This window comes from Erwinia sp. MYb375, assembly GCF_037479175.1.
Lineage (GTDB): Bacteria > Pseudomonadota > Gammaproteobacteria > Enterobacterales > Enterobacteriaceae > Erwinia > Erwinia rhapontici.
In genome coordinates, this window is record NZ_JBBGZS010000011.1 from 163,942 (window position 1) to 185,314 (window position 21,373).

The 21,373-nt window shown below is 53.9% G+C and carries 23 protein-coding genes; 14 read left to right on the forward strand and 9 right to left on the reverse strand.

What is annotated here, in order from left to right:
- Positions 1-248 precede the first annotated feature (248 nt).
- On the reverse strand, positions 249-1,724 hold the full coding sequence (gene modF, locus WH279_RS03265) for a molybdate ABC transporter ATP-binding protein ModF (RefSeq protein ID WP_339454996.1): 1,476 nt from the start codon (positions 1,722-1,724) through the stop codon (positions 249-251).
- A 19-nt stretch (positions 1,725-1,743) separates the two neighbouring features.
- Entirely contained in the window at positions 1,744-2,523 is a 780-nt protein-coding gene (gene modE / locus WH279_RS03270; protein WP_339454997.1) for a molybdenum-dependent transcriptional regulator, read from the reverse strand.
- 147 nt (positions 2,524-2,670) lie between these two features.
- Here modE and WH279_RS03275 point away from each other — a divergent pair, with 147 nt between their 5' ends.
- The 4 genes from WH279_RS03275 to modC all read left to right on the forward strand — a co-directional run bounded on the left by WH279_RS03275 (position 2,671) and on the right by modC (position 5,654).
- Positions 2,671-2,835, forward strand: coding sequence for an AcrZ family multidrug efflux pump-associated protein (locus WH279_RS03275; RefSeq protein ID WP_133841203.1), 165 nt, complete (start codon positions 2,671-2,673; stop codon positions 2,833-2,835).
- Positions 2,836-2,987: 152 nt separating this feature from the next.
- Positions 2,988-3,758, forward strand: a complete 771-nt coding sequence (modA, locus tag WH279_RS03280; RefSeq protein ID WP_339454998.1) for a molybdate ABC transporter substrate-binding protein — start codon at positions 2,988-2,990, stop codon at positions 3,756-3,758.
- Positions 3,759-3,906: 148 nt separating this feature from the next.
- Positions 3,907-4,596: a molybdate ABC transporter permease subunit gene (modB, locus tag WH279_RS03285; RefSeq protein ID WP_133841201.1), complete on the forward strand. Its 690-nt coding sequence runs from the start codon at positions 3,907-3,909 to the stop codon at positions 4,594-4,596.
- Entirely contained in the window at positions 4,596-5,654 is a 1,059-nt protein-coding gene (modC, locus tag WH279_RS03290; protein ID WP_339454999.1) for a molybdenum ABC transporter ATP-binding protein ModC, read from the forward strand. The genes modB and modC overlap by 1 nt, the downstream gene beginning before the upstream one ends.
- Here the strand turns inward: modC and WH279_RS03295 are convergent, their stop codons facing one another.
- On the reverse strand, positions 5,655-6,473 hold the full coding sequence (locus WH279_RS03295; protein WP_200641001.1) for a pyridoxal phosphatase: 819 nt from the start codon (positions 6,471-6,473) through the stop codon (positions 5,655-5,657).
- A 143-nt stretch (positions 6,474-6,616) separates the two neighbouring features.
- Between WH279_RS03295 and pgl the strand changes: the two genes are divergently transcribed.
- From pgl to WH279_RS03320, 5 genes are all read left to right on the forward strand, one after another.
- Positions 6,617-7,609 (forward strand): 6-phosphogluconolactonase, encoded by a 993-nt coding sequence (gene pgl, locus WH279_RS03300; protein ID WP_339455000.1) that lies wholly within the window; start codon positions 6,617-6,619, stop codon positions 7,607-7,609.
- 387 nt (positions 7,610-7,996) lie between these two features.
- The gene (locus WH279_RS03305) at positions 7,997-8,842 is read left to right on the forward strand and encodes a YPO3983 family protein (protein WP_339455001.1); all 846 of its coding nucleotides are present in this window, start codon (positions 7,997-7,999) and stop codon (positions 8,840-8,842) included.
- The gene (locus tag WH279_RS03310) at positions 8,823-9,275 is read left to right on the forward strand and encodes a DUF943 family protein (RefSeq protein ID WP_445235216.1); all 453 of its coding nucleotides are present in this window, start codon (positions 8,823-8,825) and stop codon (positions 9,273-9,275) included. Before WH279_RS03305 ends, WH279_RS03310 begins: the two co-directional genes overlap by 20 nt.
- A gap of 311 nt (positions 9,276-9,586) precedes the next feature.
- Positions 9,587-10,435 (forward strand): YPO3983 family protein, encoded by an 849-nt coding sequence (locus tag WH279_RS03315; protein ID WP_339455002.1) that lies wholly within the window; start codon positions 9,587-9,589, stop codon positions 10,433-10,435.
- Positions 10,428-10,883 (forward strand): DUF943 family protein, encoded by a 456-nt coding sequence (locus WH279_RS03320; protein ID WP_445235266.1) that lies wholly within the window; start codon positions 10,428-10,430, stop codon positions 10,881-10,883. The genes WH279_RS03315 and WH279_RS03320 overlap by 8 nt, the downstream gene beginning before the upstream one ends.
- Positions 10,884-10,944: 61 nt before the next feature.
- Here WH279_RS03320 and ampR read toward each other — a convergent pair whose 3' ends face one another.
- Positions 10,945-11,823, reverse strand: a complete 879-nt coding sequence (gene ampR, locus WH279_RS03325) for a LysR family transcriptional regulator AmpR (protein ID WP_339455004.1) — start codon at positions 11,821-11,823, stop codon at positions 10,945-10,947.
- A gap of 134 nt (positions 11,824-11,957) precedes the next feature.
- On the opposite strand from ampR, the gene ampC reads away from it, so the two are divergent.
- A complete protein-coding gene (gene ampC, locus WH279_RS03330) occupies positions 11,958-13,073 on the forward strand; it encodes a class C beta-lactamase (RefSeq protein WP_445235267.1) in 1,116 nt (371 codons plus the stop codon).
- Positions 13,074-13,130: 57 nt separating this feature from the next.
- On the opposite strand, the gene WH279_RS03335 is transcribed toward ampC, so the two are convergent.
- The 4 genes from WH279_RS03335 to bioA form a co-directional block, all read right to left on the reverse strand.
- Positions 13,131-13,607: a kinase inhibitor gene (locus WH279_RS03335; RefSeq protein ID WP_171149346.1), complete on the reverse strand. Its 477-nt coding sequence runs from the start codon at positions 13,605-13,607 to the stop codon at positions 13,131-13,133.
- 12 nt (positions 13,608-13,619) lie between these two features.
- Complete coding sequence (locus WH279_RS03340) at positions 13,620-14,300, reverse strand: type 1 glutamine amidotransferase domain-containing protein (RefSeq protein WP_339455006.1); 681 nt, start codon at positions 14,298-14,300, stop codon at positions 13,620-13,622.
- A complete protein-coding gene (locus WH279_RS03345; RefSeq protein WP_339455007.1) occupies positions 14,297-15,343 on the reverse strand; it encodes an NADP-dependent oxidoreductase in 1,047 nt (348 codons plus the stop codon). Before WH279_RS03345 ends, WH279_RS03340 begins: the two co-directional genes overlap by 4 nt.
- Positions 15,344-15,433: 90 nt before the next feature.
- A complete protein-coding gene (bioA, locus tag WH279_RS03350; protein WP_339455008.1) occupies positions 15,434-16,720 on the reverse strand; it encodes an adenosylmethionine--8-amino-7-oxononanoate transaminase in 1,287 nt (428 codons plus the stop codon).
- A gap of 89 nt (positions 16,721-16,809) precedes the next feature.
- Here bioA and bioB point away from each other — a divergent pair, with 89 nt between their 5' ends.
- The 4 genes from bioB to bioD are packed head-to-tail and all read left to right on the forward strand — an operon-like array spanning position 16,810 to position 20,395.
- Positions 16,810-17,841, forward strand: a complete 1,032-nt coding sequence (gene bioB, locus WH279_RS03355) for a biotin synthase BioB (RefSeq protein ID WP_339455009.1) — start codon at positions 16,810-16,812, stop codon at positions 17,839-17,841.
- A complete protein-coding gene (bioF, locus tag WH279_RS03360) occupies positions 17,841-18,992 on the forward strand; it encodes an 8-amino-7-oxononanoate synthase (RefSeq protein WP_339455010.1) in 1,152 nt (383 codons plus the stop codon). The genes bioB and bioF overlap by 1 nt, the downstream gene beginning before the upstream one ends.
- The gene (gene bioC / locus WH279_RS03365) at positions 18,976-19,734 is read left to right on the forward strand and encodes a malonyl-ACP O-methyltransferase BioC (RefSeq protein WP_339455011.1); all 759 of its coding nucleotides are present in this window, start codon (positions 18,976-18,978) and stop codon (positions 19,732-19,734) included. The genes bioF and bioC overlap by 17 nt, the downstream gene beginning before the upstream one ends.
- Entirely contained in the window at positions 19,727-20,395 is a 669-nt protein-coding gene (bioD, locus tag WH279_RS03370) for a dethiobiotin synthase (RefSeq protein WP_339455012.1), read from the forward strand. Before bioC ends, bioD begins: the two co-directional genes overlap by 8 nt.
- Positions 20,396-20,479: 84 nt before the next feature.
- Here bioD and WH279_RS03375 read toward each other — a convergent pair whose 3' ends face one another.
- On the reverse strand, positions 20,480-21,196 hold the full coding sequence (locus WH279_RS03375; RefSeq protein WP_200640967.1) for an ABC transporter ATP-binding protein: 717 nt from the start codon (positions 21,194-21,196) through the stop codon (positions 20,480-20,482).
- Between the last annotated feature and the right edge of the window lie 177 nt (positions 21,197-21,373).

Consider the following 21,373-nt stretch of genomic DNA (forward strand, 5'->3'; position numbering starts at 1 on the left):
CCGGGTTTATGCATTTCTGAACTGCAAAGAAAAATAGCACAATCTACGCGCTGAAAGCGTGATCGAGTTTGTATAAATGGAATCGTTTACACAAGCTGAAAAATCCGAAGTATCAATAAAAATAGTGCGGGCTTGGAGAGTTATCAGGCAGAGCGGGGTGAATAATGGTAGCGGTTACACTAGGATCGCTACCGTCAGGTTGCCACGAACGGTAAGGGTCGATCGTTTTTTCCGATCGACCCGAAAGGTCAGAGTGACAACGCGTCCTGCATGTAACGATACTCCTCGCCATCCGGGACAAAGCTCAGACGATGAGTAATGCACTGCGGAGCATCCTCTGCATGGTGCGAGACAAACAGCAGTTGGGTACGGCCTTCACCAATCAGCACATCCACAAAGCGGCGCACCAGCAGGCGATTTATCGGGTCCAGGCCTTGCAGAGGTTCATCCAGGATCAGCAGCGCCGGATGTTTCACCAGCGCCCGGGCGATCAATACCAGCCGTTGCTGGCCCCAGGAGAGATCGTGGAAAGGGGAATCCGCCACGGCTCCGCTCATGCCCAGCAGCGCCAGCCACTGTTTTGCCAGCGCCTGCTGACGGTCGGACACCGCCTGATAAATCCCGATGGAGTCAAAATAGCCAGAAATCACCACATTGCGCACACTGCTGCTGACACGATAGTCGAGATGCAGACTGCTGCTGACATAACCAATATGCTGTTTGATATCCCAGATAGTTTCCCCGCTGCCACGGCGGCGGCCAAACAGCGTCAGATCGTTGCTGTAGCCCTGCGGGTGATCGCCTGTCACCAGGCTGAGCAGTGTCGATTTTCCGGCACCGTTAGGGCCGGTGATCTGCCAGTGCTGGCCACGTTCCACCTGCCAGCTAAGATGATGCAGGATGGGACGATCGTTGTAGGACACTACGCCATCGCGTAACGTAATCAGCGGTGCGTCCTCCGCCAGTAACGGGATTGCGCTGGCATCATCGGCTTCCGGCAGTGTCATGCCCGTCAGCTGTTCACTGTGCGCCAGCTGCGCCACCAGCGCTTCCGCCAGGATCGCCTGCCGTTCACCGGTGTGGGTCAGGGTGCATTCTGCCAGCACGCCCACCCGATCGATAAAATCAGGAATATCATCAAAACGGTTAAGCACCAGCACCACCGTTAACCCCTGCTGTTGCAGGCCACCGAGGACATCGGCAAGGTTGGCGCGTGACGCCACATCTAAACCGTCAAACGGCTCATCAAGGATCAGCAGATCGGGCTGTGCCATCAATGCCTGACAGAGCAGCGTTTTGCGGGTTTCCCCGGTCGAGAGATACTTAAAACGGCGTGTCAGCAGGTGCTCAATACCAAACTGAGCAGCCAGTTGCTGGCAGCGAACGTTATCACGTACCGCTTCCTGAATAATTTCACTGGCAGTGAGGCCGGTATCATCTTCATCGGCACTCAGTAAATCGGTGTTATTACGCTGCCATTCATCGGCTACCAGTTTTTGTAACTGCTCCAGCGATAAACGGGTGGGGCGTTGAAACTGGTTGGTCACGCTGCCTTTCGAGGGCGGCAGTTCACCTGAGAGGGCGCGGGCCAGTGAGGACTTACCGCTACCGTTAGCGCCGACAAACGCCCAGCTTTCACTGGCCGTCAGGGTCAGGTCGTTCAGGTTAAGTACCCGGGTATCGTTCAGGCGGAAGATACCCTGGCGAATCTGCAATACTGGCATTCTCGTTTCCCTTTTCGATTCACAGTAACGTCGCGATGATGACGCGGTCGGCATTAAAACTGGCGGTCACAGTGGCGCCCGGTTCGATTTTTTGCTGCACAATATGCAGATTATCCACGGTCGCGCACAGGGTTTCACCGCCCCCCACGGCAATCAACACCTCGCTGTGGGTTTCCCCCTGCTCAATCTGACTCACGGTTCCGGCCAGCTGATTATCCGCCTGGGTGGGAGCGCGAGTCACCTCAATCCACGGCGCTTTAATCAGCACCAGCACCTCTTTGCCGTGGGTCAGTTGCAGACGATTGGCACTTACTTCCGTCAGGGCGACCTGGATTTGGGTCTGCCCGTCGGCCAGTTGCACTCTTATATGCTGCTGCACCGGACGCTCATCGCGGGCGATAAGCGTGCCGAAAAGCTGATTGCGTGCGCTGGTTTGCAGTGAAAAGCGCGCAATCGCCCCTAACAGACTGCCGGGCAGTGCGTCATCCTGCAAGACATCAAACGCTTTTTGCTGAATCTGCTCAAGCAGGGCATACAGCTGCAGCAGGCGCTCGCCGTAGGCGGTGACCACGGCACCGCCGCCGCCTTTTCCTCCGGTGGCGCGATCCACCAGCGCCCGGTCGGCCAGCTGATTCATTTCGTTAATCGCATCCCAGGCACTTTTATAGCTGATGCCTGCGAGCTTTGCGCCCTGGCTTATCGAGCCACTCTCTTTCACCTGGCGCAGCAGTTCAATACGGCGTGGATCGGCAAACAGCCGTTGTTGCAGTTTCAGAATCAGGGAAATATCGGCCTGCATAGGAACTCCGGAAGGGGGCAAGATAAAGGGTCTGGGTTGATTCTATCAGTGCGCGGCAAATAAATTGCGCACGAAGGCACAAAAGGTCAGTGCTTTCTCAACCATGCCCGCTACAATACTTCTTTTGTCCCGTAAGATGAGGTTTCCATGCTGGAGTTACTGAAAGGCCTTGCCGTTGCCATTATCATGGTGCCAATCGTCATGGCGATTATCCTCGGTCTGATTTGGGGTCTGGGCGAAGTATTCAACGTTATTTCCAAAATTGGTCACCGCAAAGACCAGCCAGCGAAAAAAAACCAGATTACCCAGTAAATCTCTCCCGTTTCTGATCGGCGCCCGGCTCTGCCGGGCGTTGTCGTTTCTGCCCCGCTAAACTTCTCGCCTCAGATGCCGATAATTACTGTTACAGATCCCAGTGCATCGTTATATTATTCAGTACATAACGAACCCCCTGGAGAGAAAACATGTCTGTAAAATGGAATCACTGGCTGGCCGCCGCCGCCGTCAGCCTGAGCGTTAGTGGCCATGCCATCGCGGCAGAAAACATTACCGTATTTGCGGCAGCTTCGCTGACCAATGCGTTGCAGGATATTGCCAGCGAGTATGAGAAGGGCAAGGACGTGAAAATCGTCTCTTCTTTTGCCTCCTCATCAACGCTGGCTCGCCAGATTGAACAGGGTGCCCCGGCCGATCTGTTTATCTCTGCCGATCAGCAATGGATGGACTATGCCAGCGAGAAGAAAACGATCGATAATGGCAGTCGTGTGACCCTGTTGGGCAACGATCTGGTACTGGTAGCCCCGACGGCCAGCCAGCCTCAGCCGGTGAATATCAGTAAAACAACCGACTGGAAAAGCCTGCTAAAAGGTCAGCGTCTGGCCGTCGGGGACCCGGACCATGTTCCTGCGGGAATTTATGCCAAAGAAGCGTTGCAGAAGCTGGGCGCATGGGAGCAACTTTCCCCGCTAATGGCGCGCAGTAACAGCGTGCGTGCGGCGCTGGCGCTGGTGGAGCGTAATGAAACCCCTTACGGAATTGTTTACGGCTCTGACGCCATAGCCAGTAAGAAAGTCACCGTGGTCGGCATCTTCCCGAAAGAGAGCCATAAACCGGTTGAGTACCCGCTGGCGATCGTCACCGACCATAACAATGCCCGTGTGAAGGCGTTTTATGACTATCTGAAAGGGCCGGAAGCGGCGGTTGTGTTCAAAAAGTACGGGTTCGCGCCATTATAATTGCAGGTTAAAAGATAAATTAACCAAAATATTTTAAGCTGCAGCAAGGCGGCAAGTGAGTGAATCCCCAGGAGCTGACTAAAGTCAGTGACTGGGGTGAGGGAGTGCAGCCAACACCGCTGCAGGTTAAAAGATAAAGGTTAAAACGATGTTTTTAAGCGATCCTGAATGGCAGGCCGTAGCGCTGAGTCTTAAAGTTTCTCTGGTCGCAGTTGCCTGTAGTCTGCCTTTTGGGATCCTGATGGCATGGCTACTGGTGCGCCGTCAGTTCCCCGGAAAAACCCTGCTCGACAGCATTATCCATCTGCCGCTGGTGCTGCCACCGGTGGTGGTGGGCTATTTGCTGCTGCTGGGATTCGGGCGTCGCGGCTTTATTGGCGAATATCTTTATGACTGGTTCGGCTTCAGTTTTGCCTTTAGCTGGCGCGGCGCCGCGCTGGCCTCAGCGGTGATTGCTTTTCCGCTGATGGTGCGCGCTATTCGTCTGGCGCTGGAGGCCGTGGACACCAAACTCGAACAGGCGGCACGTACCCTCGGGGCCGGGCGCTGGCGAGTCTTTTTCACCATCACCCTGCCGCTCACGCTGCCGGGTATTATTGCCGGTACGGTGCTGGGCTTTGCCCGATCGCTGGGCGAGTTTGGTGCCACTATAACCTTTGTTTCCAATATTCCGGGCGAAACCCGTACTCTGCCTTCTGCGATGTATACGCTGATTGAAACGCCGGGGGCCGAAGGGGCGACAGCACGCCTGTGCGTGATTGCCATCCTGCTGGCGCTGGTTTCCCTGCTCCTTTCCGAATGGCTGACCCGCTGGGGTCGTAAGCGTTTAGGTCTCTGATGCTGATCCTCGATTTTACTCAACAGCAGGGCGACCACACCCTGACGGTAAAGGCCACCCTGCCCGCCAGTGGTGTTACGGCCATTTTTGGCGTATCCGGTGCGGGAAAAACCTCACTGATCAATGCCATTGGCGGTCTGACCGTACCGCAGCAGGGCAGCATTACGCTGAACGATCGGGTGCTGAGTGATACGGCTACCGGCATCTGGTTACCGCCGGAGCAGCGGCGTATTGGTTATGTCTTTCAGGATGCCCGCCTGTTCCCGCACTATCGGGTGCGCGGCAATCTGGAATACGGCATGGCAAAAAGCATGCGCCCGCAGTTCGATGCACTGGTCAAACTGCTGGGGCTTGAATCTCTGCTCGATCGTTTCCCGTGGTCATTATCCGGGGGGGAGAAACAGCGCGTCGCCATTGGCCGGGCGCTGCTGACCGCTCCGGACATGTTGCTGATGGATGAACCCCTGGCGTCCCTCGACTTACCGCGTAAGCGCGAACTGCTGGCCTGGCTGCAAACGCTGGCGCGCCAGGTTTCCACGCCGATCCTCTATGTCAGCCACAGCCTGGATGAACTGCTGCATCTGGCCGATAACGTCATGGTGCTCGATCAGGGGAAGGTAAAAGCGTTTGGTGCACTGGAGAGAGTCTGGGCCAGCAGCGCCATGCGTCCGTGGCTGCCAAGAAGTGATCAGAGCAGCATTCTGCGCGTGCAGGTGCTGGAACAGCATCCGCATTATCAGATGACGGCGCTGTCGCTGGGCGATCAGCATATCTGGGTGAATCGGGTGGATTCCCCGGCGGGCACGCCGTTACGTATCCGTATTCAGGCCGCCGATGTATCGCTGGTGCTCAAGCCACCGGTGAACAGTAGCATCCGCAACGTCATCCCGGCGCAGGTGGCTGAACTGCTGGAGATTGATAACCAGGTGGAAGTGAAGCTGCTGGTGGGGCAAAGCGAGCTGTGGGCGCGTATCACGCCCTGGGCTCGCAATGAACTGATGATAAAACCGCATATGTGGCTGTTTGCTCAAATAAAAAGCGTGTCGATCACCACCTGATTACAGCACTTCCTGATAGATAGTGTCGGCAATCCCGGTTTCCAGATTGGTGCCAATCACGCGTTTTGCCCGCGCTTTAATGGCTTCGTCGGCGTTGCCCATGGCTACGCCTAATCCTACGGTTTCCAGCATGCTGAGGTCATTATAATTATCGCCAAAAGCGATCACGTCACTCATCTGGTAACCGTTGGCGGCTACCCATTGCGCCAGTCGTTTGCCCTTGCTGTTACCCGCTTTGGCGATATCCACCTGATCATGCCATGACCATTCACAGGCCAGACCCATCTCGGCTTCGACCTTTTCAGCGAACTGTTGCAGCGCCGTGGTGTCTGCATGAGACAGGGCAAATTTCCAGATTGACTGCGCATTTTTTGCCGCATCTGCCAGGCTGTTGACCTGCAAGAATGTCGGACGCTGGGCTTCAGGCAGTGACAGCCCCCAGTTAATGGTGCGCGTCACATGGCCGGTTTCTGTTTTGTACAGCATCGCATCATCGACGTATAGCAGGCCATGGATCCCCGCGGTGTCGAGCATCTCAATCACACGCAGCGCCTGTTCTTTGGGCAATGGGTCACTTTGTAAGACTGTTTTTGCCTGATAATCATACAAATAAGTGCCATTACAGCAGATTGCAGGTGTATCCAGCGCCAGTGCCTGATAAAAAGGATGGATGGCCACATGATGGCGACCCGTCACGATCAGGATTTTTATGCCGGCCTGTTGCGCCTTTTTGAGCGCTTCCAGTGATTCTGGCAGTATGGTTTTGGAAGGGGTTAACAGCGTGCCGTCCAGATCGAGGGCGATGATGCGATAGCTCATAACAGTTCCCGTGGCTCAAAAGAAGTCAATAAGTGTACACCTTGTGACGCCAGCCACAAAACTGGCGGCACAGAGAGAAAGCATCATCCGAAGATGAAGAGAAAAGCCACTTACCGATTTCCCGTTCAGAACAAGGAGCATTCATGAAACAAGTTGTTTATACCGCCAGCCCTGAGAGCCATCAGATCCACGCCTGGCAGCTGAATGATGACGGCGCACTGACGTTGTTGCAGGTGGTTGATGCCCCAGGCCAGGTGCAGCCGATGGTGGTCAGCCCGGACAAAAAGTTTCTTTATGTCGGCGTGCGCCCGGATTTCCGTGTGGTCGCCTATCGCATTGATGCCGAAGGTAAACTGAAAGAAGCAGGCCATGCACCGCTCACAGGCAGCCCGACGCATATCTCTACCGACCGCCAGGGGCGCTTCATTTTCGTCGGCTCTTATAACGATGCTTTCGTCAGCGTCAGCCCGATTGGTGCTGATGGCCTGCCGGGTGCGCCAACGCAGATTGTGAACGGTCTGGAAGGCTGTCATTCCGCCAATATCGATCTGACCAATCAGACACTGTTTGTTCCGGCGCTGAAGCAGGACCGTATCGCCTTGTTCAGCCTGTCTGACAGCGGCGAACTGACCCCACGTGCCCAGTCTGAGCTGAACACCACCAAAGGGGCCGGTCCGCGCCATATGGTGTTCCACCCGAACCAGCGCTATGCCTACTGCGTGAATGAACTGGACAGCACAGTTGACGTCTGGGATATCAGTAAAGATGAAGTGGAGAAAGTACAGAGCCTGGATATGATGCCGGAAGGCTTCAGCGATACCCGCTGGGCGGCCGATATTCATATCACGCCAGATGGCCGTCATCTGTACAGTTGCGACCGCACCGCCAGCATTATTACCGCGTTCAGCATCAGTGCCGGGGGCGATAGCCTGACCGTTGAAGGCCATCAGCCTACGGAAACGCAGCCGCGTGGTTTCAACATCGACCATAGCGGCCAGTACCTGGTGGCAGCAGGGCAGAAGTCGCACCATATCGAAGTGTATAAAATCACCGCCGACCGTGGCCTGTTACAACCGCTGGCACGCTATGCGGTAGGGCAGGGACCAATGTGGGTGGTCGTTCACCAGCTGGATTAAGCGCGTTAATTTTTTGGCAGTAAATATCAAGGGCTGGCCGTATTATGGCTGGCCTTTTTTATTGGCCAGAGCGATATCACATGAAGCATTATTAAAGATGATTGATTACCGCTTAGCGTAACGGACTCAAATAATAATGAAGAGGGTTGTGTCAAAATAAGCATAACGAAAAATAGCATATTTTTTCCAATCGTATTTTTACCATTTATCAATAACTATGATCTGTGCTGCACTTTTGTTTTTTATCCTCATATTAATTTGGAAGTACTGAGTGTAATCGATAAATTACGTTGTCGACAACATAATCACACTTTCTCTGATGCCGCGTGAGAACTGACAGGAAGTCAGCGTCAGGATGACTATTTTTCAATACAAGGAAGGTTTTCAATGTCTGCATTATCTCTTCCCTGTACCATTTTCATCACCAAGAATCGTATGGATGACTTCGGCGCTAAGGATATGCACTGCGGTGATTTAAGTGCGGAGCAGTTAAAAAGAGATTTTCAGCTCAGCGATGTCTCCAACAAGGTTGATCCCTATACGCTTACCCGATCAAGCTATCACCCCGTCTCTGCATATCAAACGTCTTACTGGCGAGCAGGAACCATCAGTAAAGAGGAATGTATCAATATCCTGTTCGATGAGTTCCGTGAATGTGCAAAGACCTTCTCTTTTTACGGCCCGTATCGCGATAATATTATCGATATGATTACCCATATGCAGCATAAAAAAGGCATGAATTTTAGCAGCACGAGGTTAGACTCGGCGCTGAGAGAGCAGATACTGACTGATAATTCAAGAGAAAGTAGTTCACGGTTGTTATTACAAAAAGCGTTAACGAAAAATATTGACTGGGGAAATGGTTACTATCCTTTACAAGCGAAAGGAAAACTTACCGCAGCTATTGGACAAAGCAGGCTTCCAAAATTTGATCGCATTCAGGATCGGTTTAATGGTATGGGGATTAGTGTGCATGATACCTGGGCTACCCAGATAAATATTAAATCGCTAAGGATAGACGGTGATCTTTTTCGCGCTGTTGTGCATTATAAAATCCAGGACCATTTTGGGTTGGATAACCAGGATGTCCTGGATTGGAAATTCAGGAAATTTCGCTTGTTTCGTATCTGGTTTGTCCTTCAGCGCTACAGTCTGTTTGGTTTTAAACCGTTTATGACCAATATGGAAACAACTATCGAGATTACAGGTGAGCATGATGTTAAAAAGGACTAAAAAAATAATTTTGCTAATGGTTATTAGTGGATGTTTATTGTGGCTTGGATTTCGGCCAATGAAAATTATTTCCGTTCATCAGATGAAATATTATAGCATCGTTTTAGTAGAAGATTATCCTTTCACGGATAAAGGGAAAATAAACTGGTGGCAAAAAAACAAATCGATGCTAAAAGCTAAGTATGATATTCCTCAGCCTGAAGCGGATGGAAGTTATAATGTGATATTGTGGGATTTCGATGAAGGGTATAAAGAGGATGATGGATATGATCGCCTGTGCTTTGATGATATGAAACCGCCCAAAAACTGTGTTGATAAAAATGCACTGATGACCGTCAGTCGCGATAAATACAACGTTACAGATTTCACACTTGATGATGGAGTTTACGTTCTTCAGGATAATGGTCTGATCGTCAAAAGAAAGACGGATTGAATGAAAGTTTATTATCATCAGTAAAAAATAGGTCGGTATGATGGCGATGGCCTCAACAGAGGCTTTATTATGGCTGGTTTTAATAGGGCAAAGTGGTAATACCCCCTGTGCTAGTCGTGTTTTTACTATTTATCAATAACTATGATCTGTACTGCACTTTTGGTTTTTATCCTCAAATTAATTTGGAAGTACTGAGTGTAATCGATAAATTACGTTGTCGACAACATAATCACACTTTCTCTGATGCCGCGTGAGAACTGACAGGAAGTCAGTGTCAGGATGACTATTTTAAAAAACAAGGAGTGTTTTCAATGTCTGCATTATCTTTTCCCTGTACCATTTTCATCACCAAGAATCGTATGGATGACTTCGGCGCTAAGGATATGCACTGCGGTGATTTAAGTGCGGAGCAGCTGAAAAGAGATTTTGGCCTTTCCACTGTCTCTGACAGGGTTGATCCCTGGACCCTGGCACGAAAAAATTACCAGAATGTGCCCACTTATCCTGCGTCCTCCTCTTGGCACACGGAGTCGATTAGCAAACAGGAGTGCATCAATATCCTGTTTGATGAGTTCCGTGCGTGCTCAAAAACGTTCTCTTTTTACGGACCGTATAAAAATAATATTATCGAGATGATTACCCATATGCAGTATAAAAAGGGTCTGGATTTTAGCAGTTCGAGGCTGGATTCAGCGCTGAGGGAACAGATATTGACTGATAGATCAGATGAAAACAGTTCACGATTATTATTACAAACGACATTAATAGAAAAAATTGACTGGAGAAATGGTTATTACCCGTTGAATATGAAAGATGAACTGACTAAAGCTATAGGTAAAGGAAAATTGCCAAAATTTGATCGCATTCAAGACAGGTTCAACGGTATGGGAATTAGCGTACATGATACCTGGGCCACCCAGATCAGTATTAAATCACTAAGAATCGAAGGTGATCGTTTTCGCGCTGTTGTACATTATAAAATCCAGGACCATTTTGGGTTGGATAGCCAGGATGTCCAAAATTGGAAATACAGAAATTTCAATTTATTTCGTATCTGGTTTGTCCTTCAACGTTACAGTAAGTTTGCTTTTAAACCGTTTATGACCAATATGGAAGCTACTATCGAAATTACAGGGGATCGTAATGTTGAAGATGTCTAAGAAAAGAATGCTTACCCTGTCGGTGGTAATTATGCTGAGTGGGATTTTATTATGGTTATCACTGCGTTCAGTGAAAATTATCGCTGTCCATCAGGACGGTAACTATAGTGAGGTTTTAGTTAAAGACTATCCTTTTACAGATGAAGGAAAAATAAAATGGTGGTTAAAAAATAAAGCGATATTAAAAGAAAAATACAATATTCCCAGACCAAGTGAGGATGGGCGATATCATGTGATACTGTGGGATTTTGGCGATGGTTATAAAGAAGGGGATGGATATGATAGTCTATGTTTTGATGATATGCCTCCTCCTATCAACTGTATTGATAAAAACAAAGTGATAACAATTGGCCATAATATAAATAGCCCTGCAAGTTTCACCGTTAGTGGCGGGGTTTACATCCTTCAGTATAATGGACTCATCTTAAAAAGAAAACGCCAGGAGTAATCATATTGGCCAGGAGCATTGATTCTGCGGGTGATCATCTGGCAGGGCCGCTTACTCCTCATTAACTCTCTTTAAACTGCCTGTTAAGCCAGTCGGAAAACATCGTCATTGCCTCACTTTCTGGCTGGGACTGTAAGCGTGTCAACCAATAGCCTCCAAGGTGGATTTCAGCGTCAAAAGGGCGAACAATCTTCTCTGTTTGTAGCAGGTGATGAAAGATCTTAACCGGCGCCAGCGCAATGCCTGCTCCCAACAAGGCAGCCTCGATCATCGTCAGCGAAGAGTCGAAAATCATCACCGGATGTGAGGGAGAAGGTGGGGGTTCGTTAAGACTGTGCAACCAGTGACTCCACTCATCACGACGAAATGACCGCAACAGCGTAAATTTATGCACATCCGCCGGTTGCTGCAACTGACGGGCTATCGTGGGATGACAGAGCGGTGAAAACGGGGCATCACAAATTAACGTCGCCTCGGTGCCGTGCCAGGCACCGCTGCCGAAGCGGATGGTGTAATCGTGACCTTCGGCTGCGGGGTCAACGCGATTATTGTGTGTGGACAGTTGCAGCTCAATATGCGGATGCCGGTGGTTGAAATCCTCCAGGCGCGGCAACAGCAAACCGGTAGCAAAGGAGCCAACCGCCCCCACTTTTAATTTTTCGCGCATTTTACCCGCAGAGAAACGGTCCAGCGTATTGGCAATACGATCAAAAGACTCGTTTAGGACCGGTAACAAATTCTCGCCTTCCGTGGTCAGCATCAGACCGCGAGCAACACGGATAAATAACGAGCAGCCCAACTGCTGTTCAAGCGACTTTACCTGCTGGCTCACGGCCGCATGCGTTACATTCAGTTCAACGGCTGCGTTAGTAAAACTTAGATGGCGTGCAGCTGCTTCAAATGCTCTTAGCGCATTGAGGGGGATGTAAGGACGGGTCACGGATTTACCTGTAAGATTTTCTTTTATCAGGTGTAAAAATTAACAGTTTGTTGCTGTTTGTCAAACCCGTCAAACTGACTGCTGTTCAAGAATATGGAAGGTTAGAAACAGTGAAATTACGTTCTCAGGCTGTGATGGTGGCTGTGCTGGCATCGGCATACTCATTGGGTGCCGTAGCGGCTCCTGATGTGGAAACAACGGTCCGCCAGGCGATTAAACCCCTTATCGATCAGCAAAACATTCCGGGTATGGCAGTGGCGGTCCTGGTAAAAGGCAAACCATACTATTTTACCTGGGGTATGGCAGATAAAGAGCAGCATCTCCCGGTGACTCAGGACACCCTTTTTGAACTGGGTTCGGTGAGTAAAACGTTCACCGGTGTGCTGGGGGGCGTGGCGGTGGCAAAAGGTGAGATCGCGCTGAACGATCGTGCCAGTCAATACTGGCCGGCACTTAATCTTCCACAGTGGCGCAACATTACGCTACTGCAACTTGCAACGTATACGGCAGGTGGCTTGCCCCTCCAGGTTCCGGATGCCGTTACGGATGAAGACGGGCTGAAAAACTTCTATCAACAGTGGCAACCTCAGTGGGCTCCGGTAAAGACGCGGCAGTATGCGAATAGCAGTATCGGACTTTTTGGCATGCTGGCAGTAAAGCCAACGGGACTCTCCTTTGAACAGGTGATGCAGCAGCGTGTATTGACGCCACTAAAACTCACACACACATTTATTACCGTACCAGAAGTCAGCGAAAATGCTTATGCGTGGGGTTATCGCGATGGGAAACCCGTCCGCGTATCGCCTGGCATGCTGGATGCCGAATCCTACGGTGTGAAGTCGTCCATAAAAGATATGTTGCGCTGGATGCAGGCCAATATGAATCCTCAACAGGTCGGGGATAAGACATTGCAGCAGGGGTTGGTACTTGCCCAGACGCGTTATTATCGCACTGATGCGTTATATCAGGGGCTTGGCTGGGAGATGCTTGACTGGCCAGAACAGTCAACGCTGGCCATCAGAGGCGCTGATAGTCCGGTGGCTCTGGGGCCCCAGCAGGTGCGGGATGCGCAATCTCATCCACGGGTGAAGGCATCATGGGTACACAAAACGGGTGCTACGGGGGGCTTTGGAGCCTATGTGGCCTTTATCCCGCAAAAACAGATCGGTATTGTCATGCTGGCGAATAAAAACTATCCCAACACCTTGCGGGTGAAAGTCGCCATGCAAATAGTCAAGGCTTTAGAGTAATAGTGAGGCGGGGGCATTGCGCCGGAAGGGAAACGCCCCCGCCTCTCACCCGGAAAATTATGAATACATCGCCGTTATGGATGCGCTACCGAGCGAATGGAAATGCACGTTAAAGCCTACCAAGGCGCCGCTGGCGTTCTCATCCACTTCCAGCGCTTCAACGTCAATGGCATGCACGGTGAAGATATAGCGGTGGGATTCGCCTTTTGGGGGGGCCGCGCCGCCGTAGCCCGCGCTGCCGAAATCCGTGCGCGTCTGCACTGAGCTCGTTGGCAGATCCACTTTGCCGGAACCTGCGCCTTCGGGAAGTTCGCGCGTCTCGGCGGGCAGATTTGCTACCACCCAGTGCCACCAGCCAGAACCGGTAGGAGCATCAGGATCGTAACAGGTCACCACAAAACTTTTTGTCCCAGCGGGAACATCGTCCCAGGCCAGATGTGGCGACAGATTATCACCCTGGTAACCCATGGCATTCAGCACCTGGCGTTCCGGCAACTTATCTCCGTCGTTAAAATTCTGGCTGCTTAATTTCATGTCATCTCCCATTTATTGGTGTAGTAGCTTCAGCAGCTCTTCGGCCGCCGCTGCGGAAGAGGCCGGATTTTGTCCGGTGACCAGGTGGCCATCGGTCAGCACATAAACACCCCAGTTATCAGTGTGTTCAAACTGACCGCCAAGCTTCTTCAGCTCGTCCTCGACCAGAAAAGGTACCACATTCGTCAGGCCAACGGCGGCTTCTTCGCTGTTGGTAAACCCGGTCACCCTTTTCCCGGCAACAATGGGCGTGCCATCGGGTTTTTTGGTATGACGCAGTACGCCCGGCGCATGGCAGACGGTACCCACTGGTTTACCATTGGCAAACAGCGTTTCGATCAGCTGAATACTGTCGGCATTCTCGGCCAGATCCCACAGCGGGCCATGCCCGCCAGGATAGAACACCGCATCAAACTCGCTGGCGTCGATAGTCTCCAGACGTTGCGTATGGGCCAGCGCCTGCTGTGCCTCCACGTCACTGCGAAAACGTTCGGTGTCGCGGGTTTGCGCATCCGGCTCGTCGCTGACCGGATCGAGCGGGGGTTGTCCGCCCAGCGGAGAAGCCAGCTCTACGGTGATCCCGGCATCACGGAAAACATAATAAGGCGCAACAAACTCTTCCAGCCAGAAACCGGTTTTATGGCCGGTATCGCCCAGTTTATCGTGCGAGGTTAATACCATTAATAGCTTCATGACGGTTTATCTCCTGCCACACGCACCACCAACTTGCCGAAGTTTTTCCCTTCCAGCATACCGATAAACGCCTCCGGCGCATTATCCAGCCCGTCGATAATATCTTCACGGAACACCAGGCGCTCTTCAGCCACCCACTGGCTCATCTGGCGGAAGAACTCATCAAAGCGGTGGCCATAATCCTGAGTAATGATAAAGCCCTCAACACGCAGGCGTTTTTTCAGGATAGCGCTTTGCAGCAGCGGCAGACGGTCCGGTCCGGCGTGCTGACCGGTGCTGTTATAGTCCGCAATCAGACCACAGACCGGAATACGTCCTTTGGTGTTCATCAGCGGCAAAACGGCATCAAACACTTTACCGCCTACGCTTTCGAAATAGACGTCAATGCCATCGGCGCAATGGCGGCTCAGCTGTTCGGCCAGGTTGTCATCACGATGATCGAGGCAGCGATCAAAGCCCAGCACGTCTTCGGCGTAGCGGCATTTCTCCGCACCGCCTGCAATGCCCACCACGTGGCAGCCTTTCAGTTTGGCAATCTGGCCAACGAGTGAGCCAACGGCGCCTGTCGCGGCAGCGACCACCACGGTTTCTCCCGCCTGAGGATTACCGATATCCAGCAGTCCCATATAGGCGGTAAAGCCCGGCATTCCGAGCATCCCCAGCGCCCAGGACGGATGCTTCAGCACCGGGCCGCTGAGTTTCACCAGCCCTTCTCCAGTGGAGAGCGCGAAGTCCTGCCAGCCGCTGTAGCTGAGCACCCAGTCCCCGGCGGCAAAATCCGCGTGCTCAGAGCGCTCAACAATCGATACGGTTCCGCCACACATCACCTCATTAAGGGCAACGGGTGGCACATAGGAAGGGGCATCGCTCATGCGTCCACGCATATAGGGATCGAGCGAGAGCCAGACAGTGCGCAACAGCACCTGCCCGGCAGCGGGTTCGGGAACGTGCTGCGCTTCGAGGCGGAAGTTCGCTGTGGTCGGTGCGCCGTGCGGGCGGGAAGCCAGCAGCAGCTGACGGTTGGTCTGTTTATCTTGTGGCATGTTATCTCCTGTTTGCGGCAGCAGGCCGCGCAAAACCTGGTAAAAGCGTAGCGCATCACGCTGACGGCTGCCTGGAGACTGCCTCCATTGTTAACAATTAAACAGGGCAGGATGTGCGATGGCGGCACTGACGGCGTCGATGAGCTGTGTCAGCGCCTGTGGTGTGATGACGTAAGGCGGCATCAGGTAAATCAACCGACCAAAAGGCCGGATCCACACGCCCTGTTCAACAAAGAATTGCTGCATCGCCGCCATATTGACGGTTCTGTGCGTCTCCACCACGCCAATCGCTCCCAGCACCCGCACATCGGCCACTTCCGGCTGTGTGCTCAGGGGTAACAGCGCCGCACGTAGCTGCCGCTCAATGTTTGCCACCTGCGCCTGCCAGTGGTTCTCCTGCAAGATGGCGAGGCTTTCTGATGCCACGGCGCAGGCCAGCGGATTGCCCATAAATGTTGGACCGTGCATAAAGCAACCGGCGGCGCCGTTGCTGATGGTGTCTGCTACCTGGCGTGTCGTCAGGGCTGCTGAGAGCGTCATGGTGCCGCCGGTCAGCGCTTTCCCCACGCAGAGAATGTCCGGGCTGATGGCCGCATGTTCACAGGCGAACAACTTGCCGGTACGGCCAAATCCGGTCGCGATCTCATCGGCGATCAGCAACAGCTGATAGCGGTCACACAGCTCACGCATCCGTTGCAGATAGCGCGGATGATAAAAGCGCATGCCGCCTGCACCCTGCACGATAGGTTCGAGGATCACCGCCGCCAGCTGGCGATGATGCTCAACAATCAACGATTCCAGCGCATCGGCATCCTGTGCCTGCCACGGTTGATCGAAACGCGGCGGCGCGGGTGCAAAAAGATGCTCCGGCAGATAGCCCTGATACAGGCTGTGCATGGAGTTTTGCGGGTCGCACACCGACATCGCCGCAAAGGTATCGCCATGATAGCCGTTACGCAGGGTGAGGAAACGCTGGCGTTTTTCGCCCTTCGCCTGCCAGTACTGCAAGGCCATTTTCATCGACACTTCAACGGCGACGGACCCCGAGTCTGCCAGGAATACGCACGTCAGATTCTGTGGCGTCATCGCCACCAGGCGACGGCACAGCGCAACCGCCGCCGGATGCGTGACGCCGCCGAACATCACATGGGACATCTGCGCCATCTGCGTCTGTAACGCCTGGTTGAGACGCGGATGGTTGTAGCCGTGGATCGCCGCCCACCACGAGGACATGCCGTCCACCAGCTGGCGGCCATCCGCCAGTTCCAGCGAGGTGCCAGCGGCAGCGACCACCGGGTAGCAGGGAAGCGGCTGGCTCATGGAAGTGTAAGGGTGCCAGATATGCTCACGGTCAAAGGCGAGATCGTCAGGGGTCATAAAATCACTTGTAAACCAAAAATAAAAAATTTAGTTTACAAGTATAACCAGGCCGTGAAGACAAATGACAGACTTTTTTGGAGCAAGCAATGGCAACTCGTTGGACCCTTTCTCAGGCACAGGCGCTGTTTGATAAACCTTTTCTCGAACTGATGTTTGAGGCGCAGCAAATCCATCGCCAGCACTTTGACCCGCGCCAGGTGCAGGTCAGCACGCTGCTGTCGATCAAAACCGGGGCCTGCCCGGAAGACTGTAAATACTGTCCGCAAAGCTCGCGTTATAAAACCGGGTTAACCTCCGAACGCCTGATGGAAGTGGAGGAAGTGCTCAGCTCGGCGCGCAAAGCTAACGCGGCCGGGTCCGGACGCTTCTGCATGGGCGCCGCATGGAAAAATCCGCACGAGCGCGATATGCCTTACCTGGAGCAGATGGTGCAGGGGGTAAAAGCGATGGGGATGGAGACCTGCATGACGCTGGGCACCTTGAGCGAGCAGCAGGCGCAGCGACTGGCGCATGCCGGGCTGGATTTTTATAACCATAACCTGGATACCTCGCCGGAGTTTTACGGCAGCATCATCACCACCCGTAGCTATCAGGAGCGACTGGATACGTTGGGCAAAGTGCGCGATGCCGGAATCAAAGTCTGTTCCGGTGGCATCGTCGGGCTGGGAGAAACAGTCAGCGATCGTGCTGGCCTGCTGGTGCAGCTGGCCAACCTGCCAACCCCGCCGGAGAGCGTGCCAATCAATATGCTGGTCAAAGTCAAAGGCACCCCGCTGGCGGATAACGATGACGTCGATCCCTTCGATTTTGTACGCACCATTGCGGTGGCGCGCATCATGATGCCGCGTTCCCATATACGTCTCTCTGCCGGGCGTGAACAGATGAGTGAGCAAACCCAGGCGATGTGCTTTATGGCCGGAGCCAATTCGATTTTCTACGGCTGCAAGCTGCTGACCACGCCAAACCCGGAAGAGGACAAAGACCGGGTGTTGTTCCGCAAGCTGGGCCTGAACCCGCAGCATACGGAGACGGAAAGCGGGGATAACGAGCAGCAACAGGCGCTGGCAGCCCAGTTGATGACTGCGGATACCGACCTGTTCTACAACGCGGCGCTGTAATGAGCTGGTCACAGCGTATTGAACAGGCACTGACCGCCCGACGCAGCAGTGGACAGTACCGCCAGCGCCACCTCAGCCAGCAAGCAGATGCACGCAGCCTGCGGGTGGCGGGGCAGGACTATCTGAACTTCTCTGCGAATGATTACCTCGGATTAAGCCACGACCCGCGCATCATCAGCGCATGGCAGCAGGGCGCTGCACGCTATGGCGTTGGGGCTGGGGGATCGGCGCATGTGACCGGTTATCGTGCCCCTCAGGCTGCGCTGGAAAGTGAGCTGGCCGACTGGCTGGGATACGATCGCGGATTGCTGTTTATTTCTGGATTTGCGGCGAACCAGGCGATTGTCACAACGATGATGGCAAAAAATGACCGGATCTTCGCCGATAAGCTGTGCCATGCCTCACTGCTTGAAGCCGCCAGCTTTAACCCGGCCACGCTGCGGCGCTTCGCCCATAATCAGCCCTCGGCGCTGGCGCAGTTGCTGACGTTGCCAGCGAGCGGTGAAACGCTGGTGGTCACTGAGGGCATTTTTAGCATGGACGGCGACCGTGCCCCGCTGGCAGAACTGCACCAGCTCTCTCAGGCGCAGGGCGGCTGGTTGCTGGTGGATGATGCGCATGGTGTCGGCGTCTGCGGTGAGCAGGGGCGCGGCAGTTGCTGGCAGCAGGGGGTGAAACCGGAGCTGCTTATTGTCACCTTCGGCAAAGCCTTTGGCGTCAGCGGCGCAGCGGTGCTGTGCAATGAGGAGACTGCCGAGTACCTGCTGCAGTTTGCCCGTCACCTGATTTACAGCACCGCGATGCCGCCTGCGCAGGTCTGCGCACTGCAGGCGGCCCTCGGCTGCATCCGGCAAGGCGATGGTCTGCGCGAGCAGCTGTCGGCCAACATTCACTACTTCCGCCAGCAGGCGGCAGGTTTGTCCTGGTCACTGGCCCCCTCCGACAGTGCCATCCAGCCCCTGATGGTCGGTGATGAACAGGCAGCGCTGACGTTATCGCAGCGGCTGCGTGAACGCGGCTGCTGGGTCAGCGCTATCCGTCCTCCCACCGTGCCACCGGGGACGTCACGTCTGCGTATCACGCTGAGTGCGGCTCATCGCACTGAGGATATCAATCGGCTTCTGGAGGCTCTCCATGCAGCAAACCGTTGATAAGCAGGCCGTAGCGGCAGCCTTCGGGCGCGCGGCACACTGCTATAACCAACATGCGGATCTTCAGCGTCAGTGCGGTCAACATCTGATGGCGCTGGCACGCCCCGGTCACACACTCCAGGTACTGGATGCTGGCTGTGGCACCGGCTGGTTCAGCCAGCGCTGGCGTGCTGCCGGGCATCAGGTCACGGCACTGGATCTGTCGGAAAAAATGCTCCAGCAGGCAGCGAACAACCACGCAGCGGACCATTACCTGCCCGGCGATATCGAAGCGCTGCCGTTTGCCGATGCCCGCTTTGACCGCAGCTGGAGCAATCTGGCCGTTCAGTGGTGCGGCGATTTGTCACAAGCGCTGCGTGAGCTGCAACGGGTGACGAAACCGGGCGGTCAGGTGCTGTTCTCTACGCTTGCCGCCGGGTCACTTGCTGAAGTGCAGCAGGCCTGGCAGGTGCTCGGACGGGCGGCACCGGTTAACGCGTTTGCCAGCCTGAGCAGGATTGAACAGGCGGCGGCGGGAAGTGCTTTGACGCTGATCCCTTATACGCTGACGCTGGCCTTCCCGGATGTCCTTAGCCTGCTGCGTTCGTTAAAAGGCATCGGTGCCACTCATCTGCATCAGGGGCGCGATGAACGGCCGCTGAGCCGTGGACAGCTGCAACAGCTTGAGCAGGTCTGGCCGCGCGATGCGCGCGGTTGCCTGCTCAGTTATCAACTGGTTTCAGGAGTGATGGAACGTGAGTAAACGCTGGTTTGTGACCGGAACGGATACTGAAGTGGGGAAAACCGTAGCCAGCTGTGCATTACTCCAGGCGGCACGGGCTGCGGGCTATCGCTGCGCAGGCTATAAGCCGGTCGCCTCCGGCAGTGAGATGACCCCGGAGGGGATTCGTAATGAAGATGCCCTGGCATTGCAACGTAACAGCGCGGTCAGGCTACACTACGATGTGGTGAATCCGCTGGCCTTTGTTGAACCGACCTCACCGCATATTATCAGTGCCGTGGAGCAGCGGACGATTACTGCACAGCAGCTTTCTGACGGGCTTGATGCGGTGGCACAGCAGGCGGATTGGGTGCTGACGGAGGGGGCCGGTGGCTGGTTTACGCCGCTGTCGGACACCCTGACGTTTGCCGATTGGGTGCAGCAGATGCAGCTGCCGGTGATTCTGGTGGTGGGGATGAAGCTGGGATGTATCAACCATGCGCTGCTGACCGTACTGGCGGTACAGTCTGCCTGTTTACCGCTGGCAGGATGGATTGCGAACGGTATTCAGCCGCCGGGTCAACGGCATCAGGAATATCTGGCTACGCTGAAACAACGTATACCCGCACCGTTACTGGGTGAGATCCCGCATCTGATCGGGCAGGGGAGAGAGGATTTAGGGCGCTTTATTACGCTACCTTGATGCTGACTGGCGGACCAGAAAACAGGGGCCGCCCCTACGATATCCTGTAGGGGGAGACCCTTTTTTCCGGTCGACCCGTCGTCATTACACCGTCAGCCATGTATTCACCATGCTGTCGTCCAGTTGGGCAACTTTGCCATGGGCGACATTGCGCCCGCGATGCAGCAGCAGGAAGTAATCGGCCACGCGGCGAATAAACGACAGGCGCTGCTCCAGCAACAGAATCGTCATGCCGAAGTCGTGATTCAGACGATGGATCAGATTGCCCATCTCCTCTTCCAGCCAGGGTGACATCCCCTCCGTCGGCTCATCCAGAATCAGCAGCTTCGGTTGGAGTACCAGCGCACGAGCCAGCGCCAGTTGCTGTTGCTGGCCAATCGGCAGCTCGCCGCTGCGCTGGTGGCGCAGAGAGTAAAGCGCCGGAAACAGATCGTAAACCATCGGCGGGATTGCGCGATGGCGCGCCATCCCCGCCCCTGCCAGCAGGGCAATTTGCAGGTTCTCTTCAATGGTCATCTGCGAAAAAATCTGGCGCCCCTGCGGCACATAGCCAATGCCCAGCGAGGCGCGTTTCTCTACCGGTTGCAGTAACAGATCCTGCGGCGGGCCGTTATCTTCCTGCCAGATCATGGAACCGCTGTTGATGGGCAGGTGTCCCATAATGCAGTTCACCAGCGTGGTTTTACCCATTCCCGGCTGGCCGATAATGCCGGTGCAGGTGCCCGGTTGCAGATCCAGGTCAACGTCCCACAGAATGTGGTTTTGCCCATAAAATTGATTAATAGAACGTAAACTGAGCATCTGACACTCTCCTTCAGACAGTTATCGATCGCACCTGTTTTGCTTACGCTCTTTGTCGTCAGGCAAACAGTCCGGCATTGATAAAAATGCCCGCGGCTTAGCGCTTTTCGCTTTGGTGTAATGAAAGCGTGAGGCGGTACTGATATAGCTTGCAAATAGCAGGCCAGTTCGGAAAAA